General features: G+C 69.2%; 25 protein-coding genes. 7 read left to right on the top strand and 18 right to left on the bottom strand.

Annotated features, from left to right (window positions below; translation table 11 throughout):
- Positions 1-11 precede the first annotated feature (11 nt).
- The 5 genes from KCG34_RS08860 to KCG34_RS08840 all read right to left on the bottom strand — a co-directional run bounded on the left by KCG34_RS08860 (position 12) and on the right by KCG34_RS08840 (position 5580).
- Positions 12-989, bottom strand: a complete 978-nt coding sequence (locus tag KCG34_RS08860) for a lysylphosphatidylglycerol synthase domain-containing protein (RefSeq protein ID WP_211940007.1) — start codon at positions 987-989, stop codon at positions 12-14.
- On the bottom strand, positions 986-1849 hold the full coding sequence (gene hpnK, locus KCG34_RS08855; RefSeq protein ID WP_211940006.1) for a hopanoid biosynthesis-associated protein HpnK: 864 nt from the start codon (positions 1847-1849) through the stop codon (positions 986-988). The genes KCG34_RS08860 and hpnK overlap by 4 nt, the downstream gene beginning before the upstream one ends.
- Before the next feature lie 225 nt (positions 1850-2074).
- Positions 2075-3502, bottom strand: coding sequence for a hopanoid biosynthesis associated radical SAM protein HpnJ (gene hpnJ, locus KCG34_RS08850; RefSeq protein ID WP_211940005.1), 1428 nt, complete (start codon positions 3500-3502; stop codon positions 2075-2077).
- 13 nt (positions 3503-3515) lie between these two features.
- Positions 3516-4655: a bacteriohopanetetrol glucosamine biosynthesis glycosyltransferase HpnI gene (gene hpnI, locus KCG34_RS08845; RefSeq protein ID WP_211940004.1), complete on the bottom strand. Its 1140-nt coding sequence runs from the start codon at positions 4653-4655 to the stop codon at positions 3516-3518.
- Between the two features lie 16 nt (positions 4656-4671).
- Positions 4672-5580, bottom strand: coding sequence for a polyprenyl synthetase family protein (locus KCG34_RS08840; protein ID WP_211940003.1), 909 nt, complete (start codon positions 5578-5580; stop codon positions 4672-4674).
- 304 nt (positions 5581-5884) lie between these two features.
- Between KCG34_RS08840 and ispH the strand changes: the two genes are divergently transcribed.
- The 3 genes from ispH to KCG34_RS08825 are packed head-to-tail and all read left to right on the top strand — an operon-like array spanning position 5885 to position 9364.
- Positions 5885-6883, top strand: a complete 999-nt coding sequence (ispH, locus tag KCG34_RS08835) for a 4-hydroxy-3-methylbut-2-enyl diphosphate reductase (protein ID WP_211940757.1) — start codon at positions 5885-5887, stop codon at positions 6881-6883.
- A gap of 58 nt (positions 6884-6941) precedes the next feature.
- Complete coding sequence (gene hpnH / locus KCG34_RS08830; RefSeq protein ID WP_211940002.1) at positions 6942-8099, top strand: adenosyl-hopene transferase HpnH; 1158 nt, start codon at positions 6942-6944, stop codon at positions 8097-8099.
- A 29-nt stretch (positions 8100-8128) separates the two neighbouring features.
- Positions 8129-9364, top strand: a complete 1236-nt coding sequence (locus tag KCG34_RS08825) for an alkaline phosphatase family protein (RefSeq protein WP_249138269.1) — start codon at positions 8129-8131, stop codon at positions 9362-9364.
- Positions 9365-9397: 33 nt separating this feature from the next.
- On the opposite strand, the gene KCG34_RS08820 is transcribed toward KCG34_RS08825, so the two are convergent.
- The 5 genes from KCG34_RS08820 to KCG34_RS26005 all read right to left on the bottom strand — a co-directional run bounded on the left by KCG34_RS08820 (position 9398) and on the right by KCG34_RS26005 (position 12993).
- Entirely contained in the window at positions 9398-10078 is a 681-nt protein-coding gene (locus tag KCG34_RS08820; RefSeq protein WP_211940000.1) for a phosphorylase family protein, read from the bottom strand.
- On the bottom strand, positions 10078-12093 hold the full coding sequence (gene shc / locus KCG34_RS08815; RefSeq protein ID WP_211939999.1) for a squalene--hopene cyclase: 2016 nt from the start codon (positions 12091-12093) through the stop codon (positions 10078-10080). The genes KCG34_RS08820 and shc overlap by 1 nt, the downstream gene beginning before the upstream one ends.
- Positions 12094-12169: 76 nt before the next feature.
- A complete protein-coding gene (locus KCG34_RS08810; RefSeq protein ID WP_211939998.1) occupies positions 12170-12382 on the bottom strand; it encodes a DUF1289 domain-containing protein in 213 nt (70 codons plus the stop codon).
- 42 nt (positions 12383-12424) lie between these two features.
- On the bottom strand, positions 12425-12871 hold the full coding sequence (locus KCG34_RS08805) for a PaaI family thioesterase (RefSeq protein ID WP_211939997.1): 447 nt from the start codon (positions 12869-12871) through the stop codon (positions 12425-12427).
- Complete coding sequence (locus KCG34_RS26005) at positions 12868-12993, bottom strand: hypothetical protein (protein ID WP_256440763.1); 126 nt, start codon at positions 12991-12993, stop codon at positions 12868-12870. The genes KCG34_RS08805 and KCG34_RS26005 overlap by 4 nt, the downstream gene beginning before the upstream one ends.
- A 100-nt stretch (positions 12994-13093) precedes the next feature.
- On the opposite strand from KCG34_RS26005, the gene KCG34_RS08800 reads away from it, so the two are divergent.
- The 3 genes from KCG34_RS08800 to KCG34_RS08790 are packed head-to-tail and all read left to right on the top strand — an operon-like array spanning position 13094 to position 15887.
- Positions 13094-13960 (top strand): nicotinate-nucleotide--dimethylbenzimidazole phosphoribosyltransferase, encoded by an 867-nt coding sequence (locus KCG34_RS08800; protein ID WP_249138268.1) that lies wholly within the window; start codon positions 13094-13096, stop codon positions 13958-13960.
- A gap of 11 nt (positions 13961-13971) precedes the next feature.
- Positions 13972-15435: a phospholipase D-like domain-containing protein gene (locus KCG34_RS08795; protein ID WP_211939996.1), complete on the top strand. Its 1464-nt coding sequence runs from the start codon at positions 13972-13974 to the stop codon at positions 15433-15435.
- Positions 15436-15494: 59 nt separating this feature from the next.
- Entirely contained in the window at positions 15495-15887 is a 393-nt protein-coding gene (locus KCG34_RS08790) for a hypothetical protein (RefSeq protein ID WP_211939995.1), read from the top strand.
- Between the two features lie 12 nt (positions 15888-15899).
- Here the strand turns inward: KCG34_RS08790 and nadC are convergent, their stop codons facing one another.
- From nadC to trxB, 5 genes are all read right to left on the bottom strand, one after another.
- Positions 15900-16745 (bottom strand): carboxylating nicotinate-nucleotide diphosphorylase, encoded by an 846-nt coding sequence (gene nadC, locus KCG34_RS08785; RefSeq protein ID WP_211939994.1) that lies wholly within the window; start codon positions 16743-16745, stop codon positions 15900-15902.
- A gap of 18 nt (positions 16746-16763) precedes the next feature.
- On the bottom strand, positions 16764-18281 hold the full coding sequence (locus tag KCG34_RS08780) for an L-aspartate oxidase (RefSeq protein ID WP_211939993.1): 1518 nt from the start codon (positions 18279-18281) through the stop codon (positions 16764-16766).
- 15 nt (positions 18282-18296) lie between these two features.
- A complete protein-coding gene (locus KCG34_RS08775) occupies positions 18297-19106 on the bottom strand; it encodes a zinc metalloprotease (protein ID WP_211939992.1) in 810 nt (269 codons plus the stop codon).
- Between the two features lie 10 nt (positions 19107-19116).
- On the bottom strand, positions 19117-20202 hold the full coding sequence (nadA, locus tag KCG34_RS08770; protein ID WP_211939991.1) for a quinolinate synthase NadA: 1086 nt from the start codon (positions 20200-20202) through the stop codon (positions 19117-19119).
- A 230-nt stretch (positions 20203-20432) separates the two neighbouring features.
- A complete protein-coding gene (trxB, locus tag KCG34_RS08765; protein WP_211939990.1) occupies positions 20433-21437 on the bottom strand; it encodes a thioredoxin-disulfide reductase in 1005 nt (334 codons plus the stop codon).
- 116 nt (positions 21438-21553) lie between these two features.
- Between trxB and pseG the strand changes: the two genes are divergently transcribed.
- Positions 21554-22585, top strand: coding sequence for a UDP-2,4-diacetamido-2,4,6-trideoxy-beta-L-altropyranose hydrolase (gene pseG, locus KCG34_RS08760; RefSeq protein ID WP_211939989.1), 1032 nt, complete (start codon positions 21554-21556; stop codon positions 22583-22585).
- 3 nt (positions 22586-22588) lie between these two features.
- Here the strand turns inward: pseG and pseI are convergent, their stop codons facing one another.
- The 3 genes from pseI to KCG34_RS08745 are packed head-to-tail and all read right to left on the bottom strand — an operon-like array spanning position 22589 to position 24989.
- On the bottom strand, positions 22589-23638 hold the full coding sequence (pseI, locus tag KCG34_RS08755; RefSeq protein ID WP_211939988.1) for a pseudaminic acid synthase: 1050 nt from the start codon (positions 23636-23638) through the stop codon (positions 22589-22591).
- Positions 23635-24222: a UDP-4-amino-4,6-dideoxy-N-acetyl-beta-L-altrosamine N-acetyltransferase gene (gene pseH, locus KCG34_RS08750; RefSeq protein WP_211939987.1), complete on the bottom strand. Its 588-nt coding sequence runs from the start codon at positions 24220-24222 to the stop codon at positions 23635-23637. The genes pseI and pseH overlap by 4 nt, the downstream gene beginning before the upstream one ends.
- The gene (locus KCG34_RS08745) at positions 24219-24989 is read right to left on the bottom strand and encodes a cytidylyltransferase domain-containing protein (RefSeq protein ID WP_211939986.1); all 771 of its coding nucleotides are present in this window, start codon (positions 24987-24989) and stop codon (positions 24219-24221) included. The genes pseH and KCG34_RS08745 overlap by 4 nt, the downstream gene beginning before the upstream one ends.
- Positions 24990-25060: the final 71 nt, after the last annotated feature.

The following is a 25060-nucleotide window of genomic DNA, read 5'->3' as shown; positions in this document are numbered from 1 at the left end:
TGAGCGGATTTTCAAGCCCCCTCCAGCGCCGTGCCGATCAGCTTCTTGGCCTCGAAGCCCTGCCAGATCAGCAGGGCCGGCAGGCCGATGGCGAGGTCGCGGGCGCGCTTGATCAGGGAGAGGGCGAGCGCCATGTCGGGCTGCAGGCCGAACAGGGGGCCGACCAGGGCGTAGCCAGCTTCCTGCACGCCGATGGCCATGGGGGCGGCGAAGGCGGCGCTGCGCACGGCGCCCAAGAGGCTCTCGATGGCCAGGACCTCGGCCAGGCCCAGCTCGACGCCCGTGAGGCGCAGGGCGATCCACGAGCCGGTGGCGCTGGCGGTCCAGGCGGCCAGGTGCAGGGCCGAGGCGGCGGCGATGCGGCCCGGCCGCTCATAGAGGGCGTTCATCGCCTGGGCCACGGCCGAGGCGTGGGCGACCGAGGAGGGCAGGAAGCGCTCGGCCAGCTTTTCCAGGAGACGGCCGCTCTTCCTCTGCAGCACGATGAAGGCGCCGGCGCCCACGGCCAGCAGCACCAGGCCCACGACCGAGGCCCAGACCAGACCGTCGTGCGCCGACTTGTGCCCCAGCCGGATGACCAGGACGGTGATGCCAATGCCGATGAAGGCGATCTGGGCCAGAAGCTCGCAGGTGGCGTCGACGACCGTGGTGGCGAACGATTCGGTGGCGCCGACCCCGTGCAGGATCGCCGCCCGGGCGCCGATGACGAAGCCGCCGAACTGCGACAGCGGCAGATGCTCGGCCGCCGCGTCGCGCACCATTCGCGCCCAGACGAACACGCCGAACTTGGCCGGCGGCTGGTCGGCTAGCACGAACCAGGCGCTGCCCAGGATCAGGATCGGCAGGACGGAGTAGGCCAGGAGAGCGGCGAAGCTGTGCCAGCCGATGGCGGCCAGGGCATGCAGCACCTGGCCCACGCCGAAATAGCCGATGACCGCCGTCGCCAGGATCAGGCCGAGGACGATGGCGATAAGGACGCCGAGCTTCATGCGACGGGCTCGCGAGGGCTGGTGGAATCCAGGAAATCCATAAAGCGGCCGCGCCGGATTGTCTCGTCCGCCGCGGCGCCGATCGCCGCGGGGGACAGCAGCGCCGCCAGCTCGTCGGCGTAGCGATAGCCAGGTGCGGAGCCGGAGTAGGAACCGGTCGCCGGATGCAGATAGATCTCGCTCAGGCCCTCGGGAAGGTGGGCTATCATCCCGGCCAGCCGCTCGGCGGTCACGGCGCCGGACCAGGCCAGGCCGAACACGCTGTCCGGGACCTGGACGCCCGCCCGGCGGAAGCGGTCGCGGGCGAGGCCGGCCCACAGATCGACCACGGTGTTGGCCGGATAGGCGCCCGGCTCGACCTTCGCCAGCACCGCGCGCGGCTCGATCGGCAGGCGCGCGGCGCGCATGCCGAACCTCTTGCCGACCTTCAGGATGGCGCCGGCTATGGTCGGGTGCAGGTGAAAGTGCTTGTGGGCGTTGACGTGGTCGAGGCGCAGGCCGGTGGCGGCGAAGGCCTCGAACTGGGCGGTGACCTCGGCCAGCAGCTGGGCTCTGGCGGCGGGGTTGAAGAACAGGTTGACCCCGGCCCCAACCATGTCGGTGCGGAAATGGCCTGTAGAGTCCACCAGAGCCGGGACCTGCTCGGGCGGCAGGGCCGGCCTGCCCTCGACCAGCACCACATGCAGGCCGACGCCCAGATTCGGCAGGCGGCGGGCGCGCTCCACAGCGTCCGCAGCGCCGGGGGCGGCGACCATCAGGCTGGCGGCGGTCAGGGCGCCTTGGGTGTGCGCCTGCTCGACCGCCTCGTTCACCTCCAGCGAGGCGCCGAAGTCGTCGGAGGTGATGACGAGGTGTTTCATCAAACCCTTCCCCCCTTGCGGGGGAAGGAGGGGCCCGTTCGCGCAGCGAATGGGAGGATGAGGGGTCGCGCCGGCCCCTCGGTCATGTCGTCTCAGCTTTGTCGGGGTGGGCCATTAGTCCGCCATGAGTGAAACGAGGGGCGAAGCGGCATGAGCCGGTGCGACCCCTCATCCTCCCACGGCTTTGCCGCGGGCCCCTCCTTCTCCCGCAAGGGGAGAAGGAAACTAAGCCGCCGCCTTCTTGCGCTCGCGCAGGAAGTCGAAGAACTCGACCCCTTCGCGCAGGCGGCGCTTCATCATGTCCGGGCTCATGACCATTTCGCCCACGATCGAGCCAATCTTGCCGGCGCGGAAGTAGAAGCTTTTGTAGAAGGTCTCGACCGAGGTGAAGATCTCGTCGTGGCTGAGGTGCGGGTAGTGCAGCGGCGCGATCTGGATGCCATGGTCGTCGACCAGTTCGGCGTTCTCCGCGTCCAGCCAGCCATTCTGGGTCGCCTGATTGTAGAGGAAGGTGCCCGGATAGGGCGCGGCCAGCGAGACCTGGATGGTGTGCGGGTTGATCTTGGCCGCCCAGCGAATGGTTTCCTGAATGGTCTCCTTGGTCTCGCCCGGCAGGCCCAGGATGAAGGTGCCGTGGATGGCGATGCCCAGCTCGTGGCAGTCCTTGGTGAACTTCTCGGCCACCTCGACCCGCATGCCCTTCTTGATGTTGTGCAGGATCTGCTGGTTGCCGCTCTCGTAGCCGACCAGCAGCAGGCGAAGGCCGCCGTCCTTCAACTTCTTCAGGGTCTCGCGCGGCACATTGGCCTTGGCGTTGCACGACCAGGTCACGCCCAGCTTGCCCAGCTCCTTGGCGATGGCCTCGGCGCGCGGCAGGTCGTCCGTGAAGGTGTCGTCGTCGAAGAAGAATTCCTTGGTCTGCGGGAACGCCTTCATCGCCCATTTGATCTCTTCGATCACGTGGCCGACGCTGCGGGTGCGATAGCGGTGCCCGCCCACGGTCTGCGGCCACAGGCAGAAGGTGCAGCGCGATTTGCAGCCGCGGCCGGTATAGATCGAGATGTAGGGGTGCTTCAGATAGCCGATGAAGTAGTTCTCCATCACCAGGTCGCGCTTATAGACCGGGGTGACGAAGGGCAGGCTGTCCATGTCCTCCAGGATCGCGCGTTCGTCGTTGTGCACGATCACGCCCTGGCTGTTGCGATAGCTCAGGCCCTTGATGTCCGACCAGGAAACGCCGTCGGCCACTTCCTTGATGGTGAAGTCGAACTCGTTGCGGGCGACGAAGTCCACCGCCGGCGCCTTGAGCATGCTGCCCTCGGCGTCGACCGCGACCTTGGCCCCGATCAGGCCGGCCTTGAGGTTCGGGTTGACCGCCTTCATCGCCTCGATGGTCTTCACGTCCGAGGCGAAGGAGGGGACCGAGGTGTGCAGAACCAGAAGGTCGTGGTCCTTGGCCATAGGCAGGACGTCGTTCAGGGTCTGCTTGTGCGGCGGGGCGTCGACCAGCTTGGAGTTCTCGACCAGCGCGGCCGGCTGGGCCAGCCAGGTCGGGTACCAGAACGACTTGATCTCCCGCTTGGCCTGGTAGCGGGAGCCGGCGCCGCCATCGAAGCCGTCGAAGGAGGGGGCCTGCATGAAAAGCGTGCGCATCAACTCTTCTTCCTTAGAGGGGCGCCAGGACACCGTCCGGCCCCACACGATATCGACGCCCCCGCCAAGAGACCGAGGCGCCCGTCAGGCTCACCAGGAACACGACGAACGACAGCGCGTCTCGTAGCGGCAACAGCCAAAAGGCGCCAGCCCTGGCTCCGGTCGCTGCATCGATGCGCCGCTTAAGAATGAGGCGAGATAGCAGGATCGCAAGCCCGAGGGCCAGAGACAGGGGTGAAAAACGTAAGAGTGTGGCGCCGATGAGGCCCCAGGGGATGGCGTAGGTGACGATCGAGCCGAAATAGCCGGCGACTTCGATGAGCCGGATGGTGCGGCCCCAGCGAATCTCGTGGCCCATCAGGGCGGTCAGCGACGGCTCATAGCTGGAATGGCCCAGGATCAAGGGCGGTCGTGCGATTCGCAGGGACAGGGCGCGCACGGCGCGGCCGATCTCGAAATCGTCGGCCAAGTGGTCCCTGAAGGCTTCGAAGCCGCCGATTCGGGCCAGGGTTTCGCGCGTCAGGGCCAGGGTCGAGCCCATGCTGGGCTCGGCGAGGCCGAACCCGGCGCCGAGGGCGGCGTTGGGCAGGAATTGGTAGCTGAGGGCCATGGCCGCGAGGGTGGGCCACAGGCCGGGCCGGGGGGCGCCGCGATAGAGGCAGGTGACCAGGCCGACGCCCGGCTCGGCCAGGGCGCCCGTGACCTGGTCCAGATAGTCCGGCGGGACAAGCATGTCGCTGTCGCTGAGGACGAGGAGGTCGTGCTTCGCCGCCCGGGCGAGGTTGATGACGTTGGAGATCTTGCGGTTGGCGCCGTGCTCGGCGTTGTCGATGACGACCGTGATGTCGAGGTCCGGGTAGGCGGCCTGGAGTCGCTGGACGACCTCCAGCGCCGGATCGGCGGGGTCCTGCAGGCCGAACACGATCTGCACCGGGCCGGCATAGGCCTGGCCGCAGAAGCTGTCCAAGGCCTGTTGGAGGCCGGGTTCCGAGCCGCTGAGGGGCTTGAGGATCGACACCGGCGGCGATGCCGGCTGCGGTGGCGGGCGGCGGGCGAAGCGGACCACCATCTCGGCGGCGACCAGGGCGTAGAGGGCGCCCACGAGGCCGAGGGCGAGGCAGAGCCAGCCGAGGACGGGGGCGATCAGGCTCAAAGTGTTCCAGTCGCCCTCAGCTTTCGCGGCCGATCAGATACCACGGCAGGGCCTCCAGCGGGGCGGCGGCGGGGCCATAGATGGCCACCGCGTCTTGCGCCGACCTGGCCAGGGCCTCGGCCTGGTCGCGTGCGCCGTCGACGCCATAGATCGAGACCAGGGTCGCCTTGCCCTGGTCCTTGTCCTTGCCCACCGCCTTGCCGGCGGCCTCGGCGGTGCTGGTCTCGTCGATCAGGTCGTCGGTGATCTGGAAAGCGAGGCCGAAGTCGCGGGCGTAGCCCCTGAGGCGCTCGCGGTCCTCGGGCCCGCGCTGGCCCAGGATCGCCCCGGCCTCGCAGGCGAATTCGAACAGGGCGCCGGTCTTCATCCGCTGCAGCAGGATCACCTCGTCCGGGCCGTGGCTCTGGTTCGGGGCGTCGATGTCCATCATCTGGCCGCCGATCATGCCTTCCGAGCCGCCGGCGCGGGCCAGGAGCGCCACGAGCTGGCAACGGACCTCGGCCGAGGGGTGGGTGGCGGGATCGGCCAGGATCTCAAAGGCCAGGGTCAAGAGCGCGTCGCCCGCGAGGACCGCGGTGGCCTCGTCGAACTTCTTGTGGGTCGTAGGCTGGCCGCGGCGCAGGTCGTCGTCGTCCATGCAGGGCAGGTCGTCATGCACCAGGGAATAGGTGTGCAGGGCCTCGATCGCGGCGCCGACCCGCAAGGCGCGCCCCTGCGGCACGTCGAACAGGGCGCTGGAGGCCAGGACCAGGAAGGGCCGCAGCCGCTTGCCGCCGGCGAACACGGCGTAGCGCATCGCCTCCTGAGCCCGAGCATGGTAGCCGGCGGGCAGGGGCAGAAGGCTTTCGAGCGCGGCGTCGGTCAGGCGGGCGGCCTCGGTCAGGGCCGTCTTCAGGGCCGCCTGGGATTTGGGATCGCTGGACACGGCGGAGGGCCTCCAAACTGACGCGAAGCGCCTAATGGCGAGGCTCTGGGCCCATGGCAAGCCTCGCGCGCAAAATGTGGCGCCTGCGCAACAATCAGTTCGGATATTTTGCGTGTGATTCTCATGGCGAATTGCCGCGACGAAGTCTGGCCATACATGATTGCGGCTCGCAGACAGCCCCGCCTGGGCGATGCATTCGATTCGCGTGCGAGCGTCGCTTTGAGTTTGAACAGGTGCGTAAAGGGGCGAATAGCGCTACATGCGTAGAGGACTAGGACGAAATGCGGATCTCGCGGCCCCGATGATGGGCGGCGCGAGCCCCCCCAATGATCGCGTCCCGTCGAACCGGAGAGATGTGATGCGAGTAATCCTGGCCCAGCCTCGCGGCTTCTGCGCGGGCGTCGTGCGGGCCATCGATATTGTCGAGAAGGCGATCGAGAAGTTCGGCGCGCCGGTCTATGTGCGCCACGAGATCGTGCACAACCGGCATGTGGTCGAGAACCTGAAGGCCAAGGGCGCGGTGTTCGTCGAGGAAGTCGACGAGATTCCGGACGGCGCCACCACCGTGTTCAGCGCCCACGGCGTCGCCCAGTCGGTGGTCGAGCATGCGCGCGAGCGCGGCCTGCCGGTGCTGGATGCGACCTGCCCGCTGGTTTCCAAGGTTCACGCCCAGGCCCGCCGCTATGTCTCCAAGGGCCGCACCCTGATCCTGATCGGCCATGCCGGCCACCCGGAGGTCGAGGGCACCATGGGCCAGGTCGACGCTCCGGTGCATCTGGTCTCGACCACCGAGGACGTGGCCGCCCTGGACCTCGCCGCCGACGAACCGATCAGCTACGTCACCCAGACCACGCTCAGCGTCGACGACACCCGCGACGTGATCGACGCCCTCAGAGCCCGCTTCACCAATATCGTCGGGCCGGACATCTCGGACATCTGCTACGCCACCCAGCATCGCCAGACGGCGGTGCGCGACCTGTGCAAGGTGGCGGACATGCTGCTGGTGGTGGGCTCGACCAAGAGCTCCAACTCCAACCGCCTGTGTGAGATCGGCCGCGAAGAGGGCCTGCCCAGCTACCTGATCGCCGACAGCGACGATCTCGACCCGAAATGGCTGGAAGGGGTCAAGGCTGTGGGCCTGACCGCCGGCGCCTCGGCGCCTGAGGAACTGATCATCGAGGTGATCGAAGCTTTGCGCCGGCTGGGGCCGGTCGAGCTTCAGCACCTGGACGGGGTCGAGGAGAATATCGAGTTCCGGGTGCCTGCAATCCTGCGCTCGCGCGCAAAGGAAGCAGCTGCCTAGCTTTCAGGGCTCCATCGCCCTATTTGGACAGTTTGTGATTTTCGAAGGACTTTGACGGATGGCCATCCCTCTTGGGCAGGCGGCTCGGATCGGCGCCTACATCGCCAAGAAGCATCTGACGGGCGTCAAGCGCTATCCGCTGGTGCTGATGCTGGAGCCGCTCTACCGGTGCAACCTGGCCTGCGCCGGCTGCGGTAAGATCGACTACCCGGACGAAATCCTGAACCAGCGCCTGACCTTCGACCAATGCATGCAGGCGATCGACGAGTGCGGCGCGCCGGTGGTCTCCATCGCCGGCGGCGAGCCCCTGCTGCACAACGACCTGCCGCGGATCGTGAAGGGCTTCCTGGCGCGCAAGAAGTTCGTGATCCTGTGCACCAACGCCCTCCTGCTGAAGAAGAAGATCGACCAGTACGAGCCGAGCCCGGGCTTCACCTGGTCCATCCACCTGGACGGCGACAAGGTCATGCACGACAAGTCGGTCTGCCAGGACGGGGTCTATGAGACCGCGGTCGAGGCGATCCAGCTGGCCAAGTCCAAGGGCTTTCAGGTCTCGATCAACTGCACCCTGTTCCAGGGCGCCGACCCCGCGCGGGTGGCCCAGTTCTTCGATGAGATGATGGCCCTGGGCCTGGACGGCATCACCGTCTCGCCGGGCTACGCCTATGAGCGCGCGCCGGACCAGGAGCACTTCCTGAACCGGACCAAGACCAAGCAGCTGTTCCGCGACATCCTTTCCCGCGGCAAGGGCGGCAAGGCCTGGGCCTTCACCCAGTCGACCATGTTCCTGAACTTCCTGGCCGGCAACGAAGCCTATGGCTGCACGCCCTGGGGCAATCCGACCCGCACCGTGTTCGGCTGGCAGCGGCCCTGCTACCTGCTCGGCGAAGGCTACGCCAAGACCTTCAAGGAGCTGATGGAAGAGACCGACTGGGACGCCTATGGCGTCGGCAACTACGAAAAGTGCGCCGACTGCATGGTCCATTCCGGCTTCGAGGCCTCGGCGGTGCAGGACATCGCCAAGCACCCGCTGAAGGCCTTGGGCGTCACCCTGCGCGGCGTGCGCACCGACGGCCCGATGGCCAAGGACATCTCGATCGACAACCAGCGCCCGGCCAAGGACTTCTTCTCCGGCCATGTGGAAAAGAAGCTGGCCGAGATCCGCGCCAAGAACCCCCGGGCGTCGAAAAAGGTGGTCAACGTCGAGGAAGTCTGAGGTCCCGACCTGATCCGGGAGGCGCGTTGTTGGTTCTTGCTGTCCTGCAGCGCCTCCGGTTCCTGGCGGTCCTTGTCTTCGCTCTGGGCGCTTTCGGTGAGGGCGCGCAGGCGGCCGATGCGCCGTCACGCGCGCCGCTGATCCTGATCTCGATCGACGGCTTTCGCTGGGACTATCTGAACCGCGGCGTCTCGCCCAACCTCACCGCGCTTGCGGCCGGCGGGGTGCGGGCCGAGCGGATGCTGCCGTCCTTCCCCTCGATCACCTTCCCCAATCACTACACCCTGGTCACCGGCCTCTACCCCGACCACCACGGGGTGGTGGCCAACACCTTCGAGGACCCGGCCGCGCCTGGCGGGGTGTTCCACATGTCCAGCAAGGATGAGGTCTGGTGGGCCGGCGGCACGCCGCTGTGGGACACCGCCAGGAGCCAGGGGATCGTCACCGCCACCGAATTCTGGCCGGGCTCCGAGACCGCCATCCGCGGCGTCCGTCCCGACTATTGGGACGCCTACAACGCCGCCAAGGGCGGCGACCGGCGCGTAGACCAGGTGCTGGCCTGGCTCGATTTGCCGCCGGCCCAGCGACCCGGCTTCATCACCCTCTATTTCGAGGCGGTGGATTCCGGCGGCCATCTGTTCGGCCCGGATTCGCCGCAGGTGAACACCGCCATCGCCTCTGTGGATGGCTATATCGGCCGGCTGGTCGCAGGCCTCAAGGCGCGCAACATGCCGACTGACATCATCGTGGTCGCCGACCACGGCATGGCGGCTGTCTCGCGCGACAATACGGTCTATCTGGACGATCTGGCCGACGCTTCGGCCATGCACGTGGTGTTCACCGATGCGGTCGCGGGGATCGATATCCCGGACACGCCGGCCGGGCGCGCCGCCGAGGCCAGGCTCCTGGGCGCGCATCCGCACCTGACCTGCTGGAAGAAGGGCGAGGTTCCAAAGCGTCTGCACTACGGGACCAATCCGCGCGTGCCGGACGTGGTGTGCATGGCCGACGTCGGCTGGCTGGTCGAGAGCCGCGCAGAGGCCGCTCGCCATCATTTCCCGCTGAAGGGCGAGCACGGCTATGACAACCAGGCGCCGGAGATGGGCGCGCTGTTCATCGCTAGCGGGCCGGATTTCAAGGCCGGCGCGGTGCTACCGCCATTCCCCAACGTCGATGTCTATCCGCTCATGGCCAAGCTCTTGGGTGTGAAGCCGGAACCCAATGACGGCGACATCGCCCCGGTGCAGGCGGCCCTGGCGCGATAGCTGCTTTCCGGCGCGCCCGGTTCTTCTTCAGCTTCAAGGAAAACCAGATCGGATTGCCGCTGCGGCCCCTTCCAGCGCCTTGAAGCCGGCCCCGGCTTCGCGCGCGGTGCGCATGAGCGCGGGAAACTGCCCCGGCCGGCGTGCGAGCGCGCCAAGAACCGCCGCGATGTCGACCGAGCCGTCAGCCTTCATGCCCACGAGCGCCGCCGGCGGCAGGGCGTGGTCGGCGGCGTCGGACACCGCCCGCACGACGGCGAAAGGCAAGCCGTGGCGCTCGGCGAGGCGGGCGACGATGTGCGACTCCATGTCGACCGCCACGGCGCGCGTCGCTTCGAACAGGGCCCGCTTGGCCTCGACCGATCCTACAGCCTCGTCGCCGGCCGCGACCGCGGCGATACGCGCAGACGCGAGCCTAGCGTGCAGCGCCTCGGTGCGCTGAGGATCGGTCGGCCACGATCGGCCCGCGCCGATCACCGCCGAGCCCAGGACCAGGTCGCCGGCCTTCAGGTCGGGGGCCAGGGCGCCGCAGACGCCGAAGCTGAGCAGCATCAGGTCCGGGGCGCCGTAGCCGAGCGCATTGAGCAGACCGTCGAGCTTGCGCTCCAGCTGTGCGGAGCTGCCGCCGCCGATCACCACCTTCACGCCCTCGCCGGCGATGATCCGCGCCTCGCGGATCATGCCGACCACGGCGAAAAGGCGCGGTGACCCGCTCATCACATGCCGAAGGCGACCTGGCGCGTGTTGCTGCGCTTCAGGTTGCGATAGCGGGCCATGGCCCACAGGGGGAAGAACTTCGAATAACCATGGTAGCGCAGGTAGAAGACCCGCGGGAACCCGCCGCCCGTATAGTGGTCCTCCGGCCAGACGCCGCGCTCGTCCTGATTAGCCTGCAACCAGGCTATGCCGCGCGCCACCGCCGGATGGTCGGTCTCGCCGGCGGCCATCAGGCCCAACAAGGCCCAGGCGGTCTGGGAGGACGAGGAGGCGTGGGGCTCATAGCCCTTGTAGTCCAGTTTGTAGCTGTCGCAGTCCTCGCCCCAGCCGCCGTCGGGGTTCTGGATTTTTAGCAGCCAATCGACCGCCTTGCGCACCACAGGCCCCTTGCTGTCGACGCCCGCTGCGTTCAGGGCGCAGAGGGCCGACCAGGTTCCATAGACATAGTTGACGCCCCAGCGGCCGAACCAGCTGCCGTCCTGCTCCTGCTCGCGCTCCAGATAGGCGATGGCCGCCTTCATCCGCGGGCTATCCTTTTCGCCCAATTGGGCCAGCATCGAGACGCAGCGCGCGGCCACGTCCACGGTCGGCGGGTCCAAAAGCGCGCCGTGGTCGGCGAAGGGGATGTTGTTCAGGTAGTGATAGGTGTTGTCGGCGTCGAAAGCGGCCCAGCCGCCGTTCTTGCTCTGCAGGCCCACCACCCACTCCTCGGCGCGCGAGATGGCCTCGTCATAGACTTCCGCAGCGCCGTTGTGGTGACGCGCCCGGTCCATGGCCATGGCCACCACGGCGGTGTCGTCCAGGTCGGGATAGTGGGCGTTGTTGTACTGGAAGGCCCAGCCACCGGGGCGGACATCCGGGCGCTGCACGGCCCAGTCGCCGACCACGTCCAGCACCTGCAGCGGTTTCAGCCACTTCAGGCCATCCAGGGCGGCCTGATCGGCCTCGGGCGTCTTGGCCTCGAACAGGGCGTGGCTGGCCAGGGCCGTGTCCCACACCGGCGAAAGGCAGGGCTGGCAGTAGGCTTCCTCGTCCTTGATGACGAGCAGCTTTTCCACGGATTTGCGGGCGATGGCGCGGTTGGGATGGTCCTCGGGGTAGCCCAGGACGTCGTACATCATTACGCTGTTGGCCATGGCCGGGAAGATGGCGCCCAGGCCGTCCTCGCCGTTCAGCCGCTCGTCGACGAAGGCCACAGCCTTGTCGATCGCCTTCCTGCGGGTGGCCTTTGGGAAGTGCGGTTCGACGACCTGCAGCACCTTGTCGAGGGCGAAGAAGAAGCTGGCCCAGGGCTCCTTCTGGTGGCCGCTCTTGTGGATGCCGCGCAGCTTCTTGGGGTCGTCGAGGAACAGCTCGTCGATGGTCACCCCGCGCGGATTGCGCGCCAGAGGCTTCAGCGCCCGCAGCACCAGGAGCGGCACGATCACCGTGCGCGCCCAGTAGGAGATCTTGTCCAGGTGCACCGGGAACCAGCGGGGCAGGAGCATGATCTGCACCGGCATTTCCGGCACCGCCTTCCAGGTGACCACGCCATAGAAGGCCAGCAGGAAGCGGGTGAAGACGTTGCAGGCGCCAGCGCCGCCGCGGGCCAGCAGGGCCTCGCGCGCCCGCTTCATGTGCGGAGCGTCGGGGCTGTCGCCGATCATCTTCAGGGCGAAATAGGCCTTGACCGTCGCGCTGACGTCCAGCGCGCCGCCGTGGAACAGCGGCCAGCCGCCGTGCTCGCCCTGGATGCGGCGCAGATAGACGCCGATCTTGCGCTCCAGCTCCAGGTCGTCCGGCTCGGCCAGATGCTGGCGCAGCAGGATATATTCGGCCGGGATGGTGCAGTCGGCTTCCAGCTCGAACACCCAGTGGCCGTCCGGCTTCTGCAACTTCAGAAGGGCGTCGGTCGCACGGCCGACTGCCTGGTCGAGCGCATCGAGCGAGATCGGATCCACCGGAAATTGGTGGCTGGCGTCATCCATATTGCGTCGTCCCGTGTCCTCGTCGGACTTCGAAAAATGATCGATCAATGCCCCGCTCGTACCAGCGAAAGCCTAACGGCGCCATGCCTGGATGCCGACGCTTTCGCCGGTCCTTGAGGCGGCTTCAGACTAGGCCCAGCTTTTCCGGGGCAATGCGGTCTCGGCGGGCGGGAAGCTCGGCCAGGATGGCCGTGCGCTCGTCGTCGCTGAAGCCGGCCCAGCGGGCGATCTCGGGCAGGGTGCGGTGGCAGCCGAGGCAGAGGCCGCTCTGGCCGTCGACCATGCAGACCTTGATGCAGGGGGTGGCGATCGGGCGGGGCGGGATCCTGGCGTCCATGGGGCTAGACTTGGCCTCGGTTTTCTCGGCGCGCAAGAGGCGTCAAGCGACATCGGGAATGGCGTAGGCCACCGTGGCCTGGGCGGCGATGCGCTCAGGTCCCTCGGTCCAGAGGCGGATATCGCAGGTGGCGATACGCCGGCCGAGCCGTAAGAGCCGCCCCTCGGCGGTCAAGTCGCCGGGCTTGGTCGGCCTGAGGAAATGCATGGTCAGCGAGGTGGTGACGGCCATGGGCACCTCGCCGATATGGGCCAGGATCAGGGCGTAGGCGGCGGTGTCGGCGGTCGCCATCAGGGTCGGGCCGGAGATCACCCCGCCGGGGCGCAGGCTGGACGGGTCATAGGGGCGAACCACCTGCACCCGGCCCGGCTCGGCCAGGGTCACACGCGGCAGGCCGGCGCCGCCGCCGTGGGGAAAGGCGCGGGCCAGGAAGGCGTTCAGGGCCTCCGCGTCCAGGCGGATGGCGTCGAGGCTGGGCGTGCTGGTCATGCGTCGTGGTCTGCGATGGCTTCCCTCGCGGCGGTCAAGGCCGTCGGCATGGTCAGTTTGCGCCGGCCGATGAAACTGGCGCAGTCCAGCACGCGAAGGTCGCTCAGCAACCCCTCGGCCACGGGCTCTCCCGCCGTGTCATTTCGCTTTTTCGAGCCTACCGACCGGGCTCGCCGGCAGGCGAGCCTTTCCGAGCCGCGCCGGGAGCGGTAAGGCGAGCACATGAGCCAGCCGTTCGACGACATCCGCGCCCTGTTCCACCAGTTCCCGCCGCCGGACGATGCGGCGGCCGAGGCTGCGCGGACCGCGGGGGCTGATCTTGGCCCCATGGCCGGGCTTGCGGCCTGGATCGCGCGCTGGCGGGGCGCGCCACGCGTGATGCGGCCGATCCTCTCGCTCTATGCCGGCGCCCATGCAGGTGGCGACGCCGCCGAGGCGCGGACGCGGCTGGAGGCGATCGCGGCCGGCGAGGCGCCGGTCAGTCGGGCGGTGCGCCACCTGGGCGCGGGGCTGGACGTGTTCGACCTGGCCCTTGAGCGGCCGGTGGCCGACACAGCGGTCAAGGCGGCGATGAGCGAGCGCGAATGCGCGGCCACCATGGCCTTCGGCATGGAGGCCCTGGCCAAGCAGCCCGACCTTCTGATTCTGGCCGGATTCGGCCCCGGGGCCGACGAGGCTGCCCACGACCTTGCCGCGGCCCTGGCCGGCGAGGGCGGCGAGCGGCCGTCCGTGAAGCGGGCGCTGGACGAAGCAGGCGACAATCCCTTGCAGCTGCTGCGCCATCTGGGCGGGCGGGAAACTGCGGCGCTAGCGGGCGCGATCCTGGCCGCACGCATCCAGCGCGTGCCCGTTCTGCTGGACGGCGCGCCGGCCCTGGCGGCGGCGCTGGCGCTGAACGCCGTCAACCCCGAAGCCACCGCCCATTGCCGCATCGGCCACGCGCCTCATGCGGTCGGCCGCGAGGCGGTGGCCGAACCCTGGCCAGACCTGCATTTGGGGATCGAGGATGGAACGGCCTCGATCGCCGTGCTTTCTATAGTCAAGCTGGCGGCGGACATGGTTGCGCAAGCGGAGCAGGGCTCCGCATGAGGTGAAGGCTGATGGGGCTGCTGGAACCTGGCGAAACCTGCTGGCGCATCGAGCGAGCAGGCCGTGTCGCCTTCCTGATCGACACCCTGGCCTATTTCGACGCTGTGCGAGAGGCCCTGGCGCGGGCCAGGCGCTCGGTGACCATCCTGGGCTGGGGCTTCGACCCCCGAACGCGGCTGCAGCCGGATGGGACCGAGAAGCCCAACGAGCCGGACGAGATCGGCAATGTCCTGATCCGGCTTTCGCAGCAGCGGCCGACGGTCGAGGTCCGGGTGCTGATTTGGCGCTCGGCCCTGCCGATCTCGGCCTCGCAGGAATTCTTTCCGCACCGCGCGCATGAATGGTTCGCGGGCACGAGGGTGCGTTTCCGCCTCGACGACGCCGTGCCCTTCGGCGCCTGCCATCACCAGAAGGTGGTGGTGGTCGACGACGCCGTCGCCATCTGCGCTTCGGGCGATTTCGCGCCCGACCGCTGGGACAGCCAGGCGCACCTGGACCGCGACAGCCGGCGGCTCGATCCGAACTACGCCTACCACGTCCCGCGGCACGAGGTGGCGATAATGGTCGACGGGGCGGCGGCCAAGGCGCTCGGCGACCTCGCCCGCGAGCGCTGGCGCAGAGCTTGCGGGGAAGTGCTGGCCCCGCCCGATGAAGCCTTTTCCGGCCCCTGGCCGAAAGCGGTCCGGCCGCATCTGACCGATGTCTCCGTCGCTATCGCCCGCACCGAACCCGCCTGGCATGGCCGTCCGGCGGTGCGCGAGTGGCGGGCCCTGACCCTGCGTTCGATCGCGGAAGCGCAGCGGAGCCTCTATCTGGAAAACCAGTACTTCACGTCGCCGGTGGTGGAGGAGGCCCTGGCGCGGCGGCTGGCCGAGCCGGACGGGCCCGAGATCGTGCTGGTCTCCACCGAGGCCTCGCCCAGCTACTTCGACCGGCTGACCATGGACCGCGCCCGCGCCCTGATCCTGAGGCGCCTGCGGGCCGCGGACCGCTACGACCGCTTCCGCGCCTTCCGGCCCCGGACTGTCGGCGGCAAGCCGATCATTGTCCATTCCAAGCTGACCATAGTCGACGACCGGTTGGTGCGGATCGGCTCGGCCAACCTGAACAACCGCTCTGGGGGCTTCGACACCGAGGTCGAACTCGCCGTGGAGGGCGACCGGCCGGAGACGGCCGAGGCGATCCGCAACCTGCGCAATCACCTGATCGGCCACTTCCTCGGCCGCACTTCCGGCGATGTGGCCGCAGCGATCCAGAAGGAGGGCGGGCTGGTGGACGGAATCGAGGCTCTGCGCCACGGCGAGCGGCTGCAGCAGATCGCGCCGCGGTCGCTTGGGCCCCTTTCTAGCTTCATCGCCCGCTCCCATCTGGGCGACCCCGACGGAACCTGGGACAGCTGGCGGGTGGATCGGCGGCGCCGCCGGCTGCGGGCGGAAGTGGCCAGCATGGCGGCCATAGGCCAACTGCGCGATTGACCGCTCGGCCCGTCGAGATCAGCGTGTCTGGCCTCGCCAAGCGATCAAGGGAGCGCGCCATGGCCGCTTCAGCTCAGATCCTAGCGGCGGCCCTGGCGGTCGCCGTCGTAGCGCACCCCGCAGGCGGGCGCTCGGCGCATCATGGCGGCGGGCCGCCACCGCCAGCGCCGCCAGCTACGGGGATCAAACTCGGGCCTGCGCCCCACTACGAGGCGCCGCCGCCCCAGGCCCGGCGGGAGTCGGACCATGACCGCGACCATGACCATTGGCGAAGGCATGGGCGCCTCGGCGGTTTCGAAGGCGGCGTCTGGACGGGCCGCAGCGGCGAGCATCTGATTGGCGAAGCGCCGCTGTCGGGCGCCGCTGGAGGCCTTGTCGCACGGCCGGTCTGCGGCGTGATGCTGCACTGGTCCGACCGGCAGGGCGCTGCGGAGCGCCAGCGGGTCTGCTGAGCCCGGGTTTCCTCAGACCGCGTCCAGGCCGATGTCCAGCACGGGGGCCGAGTGGGTCAGGGCGCCGACCGAGATGGCGTCGACGCCGGTCTCGGCGATGGCGCGGACCGTCTCCAGGTTGACCCCTCCGGAGGCCTCCAGGGGCACGGCGCCGGCCACGCGGGCGACGGCGGCCTTCAGGTCGTCCAGGCTGAAATTGTCCAGCATGATCACGTCGGGGCGGAAGGGCAGGGCCTGGTCCAGTTGGTCCAGGCTGTCGACCTCGACCTCGATCTTCATCAGGTGGCTGGCGGCGGCGCGGGCGCGCTCAAGGGCCTGGGCGACCCCGCCGCATGCGGCGACATGGTTGTCCTTGATCAGGATGGCGTCATCCAGGCCGAAGCGGTGGTTCACCCCGCCGCCGCAGCGCACGGCGTATTTCTCCAGGGCGCGCAAGCCCGGCGTGGTCTTGCGGGTGCAGACGATGCGGGCGCGGGTCCCCTCGACGGCGCGCACATAGGCGCGGGTAAGCGTGGCGATCCCGCTGAGCCGGCCCATCAAGTTCAGGGCTACGCGCTCGGCCGAAAGGATGGCGCGGGCGTCGCCGCTGATCCGGGCGAGTTCGGCCCCGGCGGGGGCGTCGGCGCCGTCGGGGATCAGGACCTCGAAGCGGGCGGCCGGATCCATCGCCGCCACGGCCAGGCGGGCGCAGGCGAGGCCGGCGACGCGGCCCTCCTTGCGCGCGGCGAAGGCGGCCATCAGCGGCTTGCCCTCGGGCAGGCAGGCCTGGGCGGTGACGTCGCCGGCGCGACCGAGGTCCTCGGTCAGGGCGGCGCGTACGACAGGATCGATCAGGAGATCGGGCAGGGGAGACAGCATTCCGAGGCTTTCGAAAAATCAGGCGGCCTCGCCCGCGGCCGAGCCGGAGGCGAGGGTCAGGAAGGTGCGGCGGGGTTCGGCCGCGGCGTTGGGGAAATCGGCGCGGAAGTGGGCGCCGCGGCTTTCCTGGCGGGCCAGGGCCTGCTCGGCCACCAGGCGCGCGGTGACCAGGGGCAAGGCCGCGCCATGGCGGCTTTCCAGATCGTCGATCAGGCCGATCAGCCCGCCGAGGCCTTCTGCGTCGCGCACCACCCCGGCGTCGCGGCTCATGGCTTCGCGCAGGCGGCGCAGGGCCATGGGCGGCAGGTCGGGGGCAGGTCGGGCGGCGAGCGGGCTGGTGCGCGGCCCCGCGACCTCACGCGCGGCCTGGCCGGCGCGGGTCCCGAATACGGCCGCTTCCAAGAGCGAGTTGGAGGCGAGGCGGTTGGCGCCATGCACCCCGGTCGAGGCGCATTCGCCTGCGGCGTACAGGCCTTCCAGGCTGGTGCGGCCTGCTGTGTCGGTGACCACCCCGCCCATGTGATAGTGCACGGCGGGGGCCACCGGGATCGGCTGTTCGCGTGGGTCGATGCCGCCGCCCATGCAGGCGGCGAAAACGGCCGGGAATTCGTCGGGGAAGTGAGCGCCGATGGCCTGGCGGGCGTCGAGGAAGGCGCCCTTGTCTTCGGCGATCTGGCGATGGATGGCGCGGGCGACCACGTCGCGCGGAGCGAGGTCGGCCATGGGGTGATAGGCGGCCATGAACGGCCGGCCCTCGGCGTCGACCAGCACAGCGCCCTCGCCGCGCAGGGCCTCGGTCGCCAGCGGAGCGGGGTCGGCGTGGATGGCGATGGCTGTGGGATGGAACTGGACGAACTCGGGGTCGGCGATCTGCGCCCCGGCCAGGGCCGCCAGGGCCAGGCCCTCGCCGCGCACCGCGACCGGATTGGTGGTGACGGCGTAGAGGCCGCCAAGGCCGCCGGTGGCGAGGACGGTCGCCGACGCGGTGATCTGGATCAGGCGTCCGCCGACTTCGGCCAGCACGCCGCGCACCCGACCCTCGGCGTCGGTCAGGAGGGCTCGGACCCGGGCCTCGGGCCGGACCTCGATGTGCGGCTCCGCCAGGGCCTTGGCGCAGACCGCCTCCATGATCGCCCGGCCGGCCTGGTCTCCCTTGACCCGGGCCACGCGCGGGCGGCTGTGGGCGGCCTCGAGGCTCTGGGCGAAGCGGCCCTCCGCGTCGCGGTCGAAGGGCGCGCCGTATTCGGCCAGGCGGCGGACGGCGGCGGGACCTTCGCGGGTCAGGAGTTCGGCCACGGCCGGGTCGACCAGGCCAGCGCCGGCGGCGACGGTGTCGGCGGCGTGCAGGTCCGGCGCGTCGTCTGCGCTGAGGGCCGCGGCCATGCCGCCCTGGGCCCAGGCCGAAGAACAGCCTTGCAGCAGCGGCGCCGCGCTCAGGACCAGGGCCTTGCGTGGGGCGGCGGCCAGGGCGGCGGAGAGGCCGGCCAGGCCCGCGCCCACGATCAGCACGCCATCGAAAGTCTCATGCTCAACCAAGATGCCACTCCGAACTCAAGCTTGCCGCGGCCAGGCGGCGTAGGTGACCGTCGCGCAGAGGACGAAGGCGCCTGCCCACAGGACGAGGGCCGCAAGCCACTGCAGGATGCTCATCCGCTTGGCCGGCGCCCGCGGGACGCGGCCCAGCACCGCCTGGGCGGCGCCGATACCAACGAAGGCGGCGATCAGGGGTTGGCCGAAGCGCACCGCCAGATAGACACCGATGCCGCCCAGGAACATCATCGCCCCGCGCTCGACGGTGGGATGGATCCAGGCCAGGGCCGGCCCCAGAGCCTTGGCCCCATCGAGCGGCGGCGCCGGCAGAAGATTCAGCAGGTTCAGGCCGCCGATGAACACCACGCCTTGCAGCCAGCGGGCGTCGCGGGTCACGACATAGAGGCCCCAGAAGGGGATGGCGGCGGCAAGGCCGGCGATCGGCCCGGCGAGGGCGATCAGCACGCTCTTGAACTCGGTGTCCGGGGCGCGGCGCATGCTGGCCGCCCCGCCGAAGAAGGGAATGATCTGGATACGGCCCGGCCCGCAACCCAGGCCGTTGATCGCCGCGAGGTGGCCGAACTCGTGCACAAACACGCCCAGCACACCGGCGGCGGCCCTCACCCAGCCCCATTGCAGCCCCAGGAATAAGGCCAGGGCCGCGGTCGAGACCAGGCCCCAGCCCAGCTCTGACGCCAGCGACCGCGGCGACTGTGGGGCCGGGGCCGGGTCCGGCGAGGGCGTGGACTCCGCATCGGCGGCCAGCGCCCCCCATGGGCCGAGCCGCTCGACATCCGAGGCGGAGGGCGCTGTGGGGTCCGGGGCGGACACGGGGATGGGCCTAGATCAGCTCGACGTCGACGTGGTGGCGCGCCTTGACCAGGTCATAGCGGGCCGGGACCGCCGGCGGGGGCATGTCGATCATCCGCTGCACCGCCAGGCGCGCGCGCTCGGCCACGGCGGGGTCGATCTCGACCACGAAGCGGTCGTAGAGCAGGGCGTCGTGGATGTTCTCCAGGCTGATCCGCTTCATGTGCGGGCAGAGGTTGCAGGGGCGCACGAATTCGGTCTCAGGCGCGTCGCACGCGACGTTGTCGGCCATGGAGCATTCGGTGATCAGCACCACCTGGCGCGGCTTTCTCTGGATCACATAGTCGTTCATCGCTGCGGTCGAGCCGGCGAAGTCGGCCTCTTCCAGGACCTCGGTGGGGCATTCGGGGTGGGCTAGGATCTCGGCGCCCGGATAGGCGGCGCGCAGCTCGATGATGTCGTTGCGGTCGAAGCGCTCATGCACCTCGCAGCGGCCCTTCCAGGCGATGATACCGACCTCGGTCTGGCGGGCGACGTTGCGGGCGAGGAACTCGTCGGGGATCAGGATCACCCGGTCCACGCCCCACTCGCGGGCGATGTGCTCCACGACCTGCACGGCGTTGGCGCTGGTGCAGCAGATGTCGGTCTCGGCCTTCACGTCGGCGGTGGTGTTGACGTAGGTCACGACCGGCAGGCCCGGATAGCGCTGCTTGATCAGGCGCACGTCGGCGCCGGTGATCGAGGAGGCCAGCGAGCAGCCCGCCATCAGGTCCGGGATCAGCACGGTCTTGTCGGGGCACAGCACCTTGGAGGTCTCGGCCATGAAGTGCACGCCGGCCTGGACGATGATCTTGGCGTCGCACTTGGCCGCCTCGCGGGCCAGGCCCAGGCTGTCGCCGACGAAGTCGCCGACCCCGTGGAAGATCTCCGGCGTCATGTAGTTGTGCGCCAGGATCACCGCGTTCTTCTGCTTTTTCAGCTCGTTGATCGAAGCGATCAGGGGCGCCTGAAGCCGCCATTCCAGCGGGGTGACGCGGCTCTTGACCTTTTCCCAGATAGGCAGGGTCGCCCGCTCAATCTCGGGGGTGAAGCCCAGGGCCGCAAATCCGTCCGCCATGCCGTCCTCCTTATGCTCAAATTGAGCATTTCGGGGTCCCGTAAAAACGCCGCGCCCCTCGAGGGTCATCGGCGTTCCTCACCTTATGCTAGGTTTGAGCATAAGGTGCAAGACATATAGTCCGGATGGAAAGGGATTGGAAGGGGCGACGCAGCGTCGCCGGGCATCACGATTTTTTGCGGGGCCTGCAGTTCACTTGATAGCGACAGCGGCTCAGGCCTCGCAATCTCTTACCAGGTTCCGATTTCCTGGGCTTCCTGGTGGCTGATCGGGTGGTGGGCCTTCTTGTGGTCCTCTTCGGCCAGGAAGCGCACGGCCTCCAGCGCGGCCATGCAGCCCATGCCGGCGGCGGTCACCGCCTGTCGATAGACGTCGTCGGTGACGTCGCCCGCGGCCCAGACGCCGGGGATGGCGGTCGCCGCCGTGCCCGGAACCACTTTCAGATAGCCGCCGGCGTTGGTCTCCAGCTGGCCAGCGAACAGCTCGGAGGAGGGGGCGTGGCCGATGGCGACGAACACCCCGTCGCAGGCGATCTCGCTGAGGGCGCCGGTGCCCACGTTCTTCAGGCGGACGCCGGTGACGCCCAGGGGCTCCTTGGTCCCCAGGATCTCGTCGATGGCGCTGTCCCACACCACCTCGATCTTCGGATGGGCGAACAGGCGTTGCTGCAGGATGCGCTCGGCGCGGAACTCGTCGCGGCGGTGCACCACCGTCACCTTGGCGGCGAAGTTGGTCAGGAACAGCGCCTCCTCGACCGCAGTGTTGCCGCCACCAACGACGACTACGTTCTTGCCCCGATAGAAGAAGCCGTCGCAGGTGGCGCAGGCCGAGACGCCGAAGCCCTGGAAGGTCTGCTCGGTGGGCAGGCCCAGCCACTTGGCCTGGGCGCCGGTGGCGATGATCAGGGTCTCGGCCAGAAACACCGCGCCGCTGTCGCACTCCAGGCGGAACGGACGGGTCGACAGATCCGCTTTCAGCACGATGTCGGCGACGAACTCGGTCCCCACGTGCTCGGCCTGGGCCTTCATCTGGTCCATCAGCCAGGGGCCTTGGATCACGTCGGAAAAGCCGGGATAGTTCTCGACATCGGTGGTGATGGTCAGTTGCCCGCCCGGCTGGATGCCCGCGATCAAGACCGGCTCCAGCATGGCGCGGGCGGCGTAGATGGCGGCGGTGTAGCCGGCGGGACCGGACCCGATGATGGCGCAGCGGACGTTGCGAGGCGTGACGGACATGGAAAAGCTTTCGAAGATCGTCTGGCAGGTGAAGGCCGCCGACAGCGGCTGGAAGCTGAGGCAGACTATGTAATGATGATTCCGCCCACCGCTAACCGGCCCGCCGCCATTCGGCAATGACCTCCACCCCCCAGCGCGTCCTGTTCCTGTGCAACGCCGGCCCCAGCGTGGGCGGCGGCCACGTCATGCGCTGCCTGACTCTGGCTGGGGCGCTGAAGCAGCGCGGGGCGTCCTGCGCCTTTGTCGCCAGCCCCGAGGTGTCGCCGTTCCTGGCCGCCTTCGCCGGGCCGGAGATCGAGCGCCTGCGCGGCACGGGCGAGGAGGCCGAGACGCTGACGCGGGATGGCCTCTTGGCCATAGCCGACTGGGACGCCTCCTGGGTGGTGGTCGACCACTATGGGCTCGCCGCCGGGCAGGAGGCGCGGCTGCGAGGGCTGGCGGGGCGCCTATTGGCCATGGACGATCTCAAGCGGCCCCACGATGCCGATCTGGTGCTGGATTCAAACCTTGGGCGGTCTGGAGAGGACTATCCGGGCGCGGTGGTGCTGGCCGGCCCAGACTACACCCTGATCCGCCCCGCCTTTCGCGACCTGCGCGACGTCTCGCTGATGCGGCGGGCCAGCCAGCCTGATGTCTCCCGGGTCCTGGTGGCCATGGGTCTGACCGATGTGGACGGGATCACGGCGCGGGTGCTTGAGGCGATCCAGCCGGTGCTCGGCGAGCGCCAGGTCGATGTGGTGCTGGGTGGAAGCGCTGCGGGGCTGGACAGGGTGCTGAAGCTGGCCGAGGCCGACCGGCGGCTGGAGGTGCACGTGGACACCCGCGCCATGTCGGCCCTGACCGCCGCGGCGGACCTGGCGGTGGGGGCGGGCGGTTCCTCGACCTGGGAGCGCTGCTGCCTGGGCCTGCCCTCGATCACCGCGATCCTGGCCGAAAATCAGCGCGCCAACGCCCAGGCCATGGAGGCCGCCGGCGCCACCGTCGCCCTGGACGCCGCCGACCCCCTGTTCGATTCGCGGCTGGCCTCGGTGTTCAAGGCCCTGTGCAGCGACGCCAAGCGCCTGACCGAGCTGAGCTTCCACGCGGCCCTGCTGTGCGATGGTACGGGGGCGGAGAAGGTGGCGGCGAAGATGCTGGGCGGGCGGTAGGGCCTACCCCACCATCTCCCAAGCGAGCGGCTCGCCGCGCTTCAGGTCCCGTGCGGCCGGTTTGCCGAGCACGTCGTACAGATGTTTCGGCGCCAGGCCGTGGCCGGGCCGGATCGACCTCACGTGGGCCTCGGTCAGCACCTCGCCCGCGGCCACGTCGGCGACGACATAGAGCGAGCGGCGATGTTCGCGGCTGGCCTTTTCCGCCTCGACCTCTTCGTAGTGCACGCCGCCCAGGGCCTCCCAGGCGTCGCGGCAGTCCCTGACCAGGCGGGCCAGTTCGTCCGGCTCCAGCGAGAAGGCGCTGTCGGGGCCGCCGTCGGCTCGGGCCAGGGTGAAGTGCTTTTCGATCACGCAGGCGCCCAGGGCGACGGCCGCCACCGAGACCGCCGTGCCCATGCTGTGGTCCGAGAGGCCCACCAGGGTCCCGTAGCGGGTCCCGAGGTCGGCCATGGTTCTGAGATGCATCTGCGACGCGGGGGTCGGATAGCCGCTGGTGCAGTGCAGCAGCACGAGGTCCTGGGCGCCGGCGAAGCGCGCGGCGCCGACCGCCTCGGCGATGTCCTCGGGCGAGGCCAGGCCCGTGGACATGATCAGGGGTTTGCCGGTCTGCGCCATGCAGGCGATCAGGGGCGTGTCCACCAACTCGAAGGAGGCGACCTTGAAGGCCGGGGCGCCGAGCTCGTCGAGGAACTTCACCGCGGTGGGGTCGAAGGGCGAGGAGAAGGCGGTGATGCCGAGTTTCGCCGCGCGCTCGAACAGGCGCGGGTGCCAGTCCCAGGGGGTGTGGGCTTCCTCGTAGAGCTCGTAAAGCCGCCGCCCTTCCCACAGGCCGCCCTGAATGACGAAGCCCGGACCGTCATGGTCGATGGTGATGGTGTCGGCGGTGTAGGTCTGCAGCTTGACCGCATCGGCGCCGGCCTCGGCGGCGGCCTCGATCAACGCCAGCGCGCGGTCGATGTCGCCATTGTGGTTGCCGCTCATCTCGGCGATCACATAGGGCGGCTGGTCGGGGCCGATGGCGCGGCCGGCTATGGCGAAGGGGCGGCTCATCCGCGTTCCTCGGCGATCAGGGTCAGTTCGGATGGGCCATAGCCCTTCTGCGCCAGGCGCTCGGCGCAGGCGGGGCGCGCCTTTTCCCAGTCGGCGGCCAGAAGGCCCAGGCCGACCACATCCTGGAAGCGGCCGGCCTTGAAAACGTGCTGGCGATAGAGGGCTTCGCGCTCGAAGCCGAACGACTGGTGCAGCTTCCACACGCCCTCGTTTTCCAGCAGCACTTCGCACCAGAGCTTGTTCAGTTTCAGCGTCCCGAAAACGTAGTCGAGGACCAGAAGCTCCACCGCCGCCCCGACGCCGCGCCCGCGCACGCTGGCTTCGCCCAGGTAGTAGGCCCATTCGCAGCGGCGGCGCGTCAGGTCGATATTGACCAGATTGGCCAAGCCCACCGGCGCGCCATCGTCCTCGATGATCCAGTAGCGGCGGTCGGAGGCCGTCAGGGCGCCGGCCAGCCAGCGGGCGTGCTCCTCGGGGCCGATCAGATGGTCGGTATACATATAGGCCGAGACGGCTGGGCTGTTGCGCCAGGCCAGCAGGCGGTCGCTGTCGGCGGCGGTGACGGGGCGCAGCGTGACGCTCATCGGGCGAACCCCTCGCGGGCGTCCTGGGCCAGGGACTTGTTCAGGCCCTCGAGCCGGTCGTGGCCGGCGTTGATGGCGGCCAGGGCCGGGTCGGCCTCGACGATGGCGAAGGCGACATGCCAGTCCCAGGCCGCCCGTCCCTCGGGCAGGCGGGCCCAGAGGGCGCGTAAGAAAGTAAGATCGTCCGCATGGTCCAGGGTCCAGCGGTGGCGGACGGTCTCGGGGCCAGGCCCTAGCATGTTGACCCGCCGCGCGTCCGGGTGGGTGCGGATGAAGGGCGAGACGTGCTCGCGCTCGGACGGCTTCTTCGCCTCGCGTGCGGCCTTGTCCAGCCAGGCAAAGGAGAAGATCTCGCACTCCAGCCCGTGCGGCCAGCTCGCCGGGTCGTTGATGCAGGCATAGTCGGCGCCGGATCGCTGGAAGAGGGCGATCAGGTCGCCGCAGACCTTGGGGTCGATCAGCGGGCAGTCGCTGGTGACGCGCATGACCGCGTCCGCCTTGACCGCCTGGGCCGCGCGCCAGTAGCGGTCCAGCACGTCGTCGCGCGAGCCGCGGGTGACCACGGCGCCGGCGCGAGCGGCCTCCTCGGCCACGGGATCGTCGTCTGGGCCCTCGGGAATGGCGCAGACCACCACATCGGCGCCGGGGATGGCCTTGGCCCGCTCCAGCACGCGGGCCAGCACCGTGCGCCCGCCGAGGTCCATCAGGACCTTGCCCGGCAGGCGGGTCGAGCCCATGCGGGCCTGGATGATCACGGCGATGCGCATGGCCGCAAGCCTAGGCCGCGTTGGTTAATGGGACGCGACCCAAGTCTAGACCCATGCAGGTCAGGCCGGAA

Origin of the sequence: Phenylobacterium montanum (assembly GCF_018135625.1) — a bacterium.
Lineage (GTDB): Bacteria > Pseudomonadota > Alphaproteobacteria > Caulobacterales > Caulobacteraceae > Poindextera > Poindextera montana.
The sequence above is the reverse complement of the archived record's forward strand: the minus strand, read 5'-3'. Positions and strand labels throughout refer to the sequence as shown.

Excerpts from the sequence above, each read along its gene's own strand:
- KCG34_RS08800 (WP_249138268.1), top strand. The coding sequence starts at position 13,094 with ATGAGCCAGCCGTTCGACGACATCCGCGCCCTGTTCCACCAGTTCCCG.
- hpnH (WP_211940002.1), top strand. The coding sequence starts at position 6,942 with ATGGCCATCCCTCTTGGGCAGGCGGCTCGGATCGGCGCCTACATCGCC.
- KCG34_RS08805 (WP_211939997.1), bottom strand. The coding sequence starts at position 12,871 with ATGACCAGCACGCCCAGCCTCGACGCCATCCGCCTGGACGCGGAGGCC.
- pseH (WP_211939987.1), bottom strand. The coding sequence starts at position 24,222 with ATGAGCGTCACGCTGCGCCCCGTCACCGCCGCCGACAGCGACCGCCTG.
- KCG34_RS08820 (WP_211940000.1), bottom strand. The coding sequence starts at position 10,078 with ATGAGCGGGTCACCGCGCCTTTTCGCCGTGGTCGGCATGATCCGCGAG.
- KCG34_RS08860 (WP_211940007.1), bottom strand. The coding sequence starts at position 989 with ATGAAGCTCGGCGTCCTTATCGCCATCGTCCTCGGCCTGATCCTGGCG.
- hpnK (WP_211940006.1), bottom strand. The coding sequence starts at position 1,849 with ATGAAACACCTCGTCATCACCTCCGACGACTTCGGCGCCTCGCTGGAG.
- ispH (WP_211940757.1), top strand. The coding sequence starts at position 5,885 with ATGGGCGGCGCGAGCCCCCCCAATGATCGCGTCCCGTCGAACCGGAGA.
- KCG34_RS08810 (WP_211939998.1), bottom strand. The coding sequence starts at position 12,382 with ATGGACGCCAGGATCCCGCCCCGCCCGATCGCCACCCCCTGCATCAAG.
- nadA (WP_211939991.1), bottom strand. The coding sequence starts at position 20,202 with ATGGCGGACGGATTTGCGGCCCTGGGCTTCACCCCCGAGATTGAGCGG.
- pseG (WP_211939989.1), top strand. The coding sequence starts at position 21,554 with ATGACCTCCACCCCCCAGCGCGTCCTGTTCCTGTGCAACGCCGGCCCC.
- trxB (WP_211939990.1), bottom strand. The coding sequence starts at position 21,437 with ATGTCCGTCACGCCTCGCAACGTCCGCTGCGCCATCATCGGGTCCGGT.
- KCG34_RS08795 (WP_211939996.1), top strand. The coding sequence starts at position 13,972 with ATGGGGCTGCTGGAACCTGGCGAAACCTGCTGGCGCATCGAGCGAGCA.
- KCG34_RS08745 (WP_211939986.1), bottom strand. The coding sequence starts at position 24,989 with ATGCGCATCGCCGTGATCATCCAGGCCCGCATGGGCTCGACCCGCCTG.
- hpnJ (WP_211940005.1), bottom strand. The coding sequence starts at position 3,502 with ATGCGCACGCTTTTCATGCAGGCCCCCTCCTTCGACGGCTTCGATGGC.
- KCG34_RS08790 (WP_211939995.1), top strand. The coding sequence starts at position 15,495 with ATGGCCGCTTCAGCTCAGATCCTAGCGGCGGCCCTGGCGGTCGCCGTC.
- pseI (WP_211939988.1), bottom strand. The coding sequence starts at position 23,638 with ATGAGCCGCCCCTTCGCCATAGCCGGCCGCGCCATCGGCCCCGACCAG.
- nadC (WP_211939994.1), bottom strand. The coding sequence starts at position 16,745 with ATGCTGTCTCCCCTGCCCGATCTCCTGATCGATCCTGTCGTACGCGCC.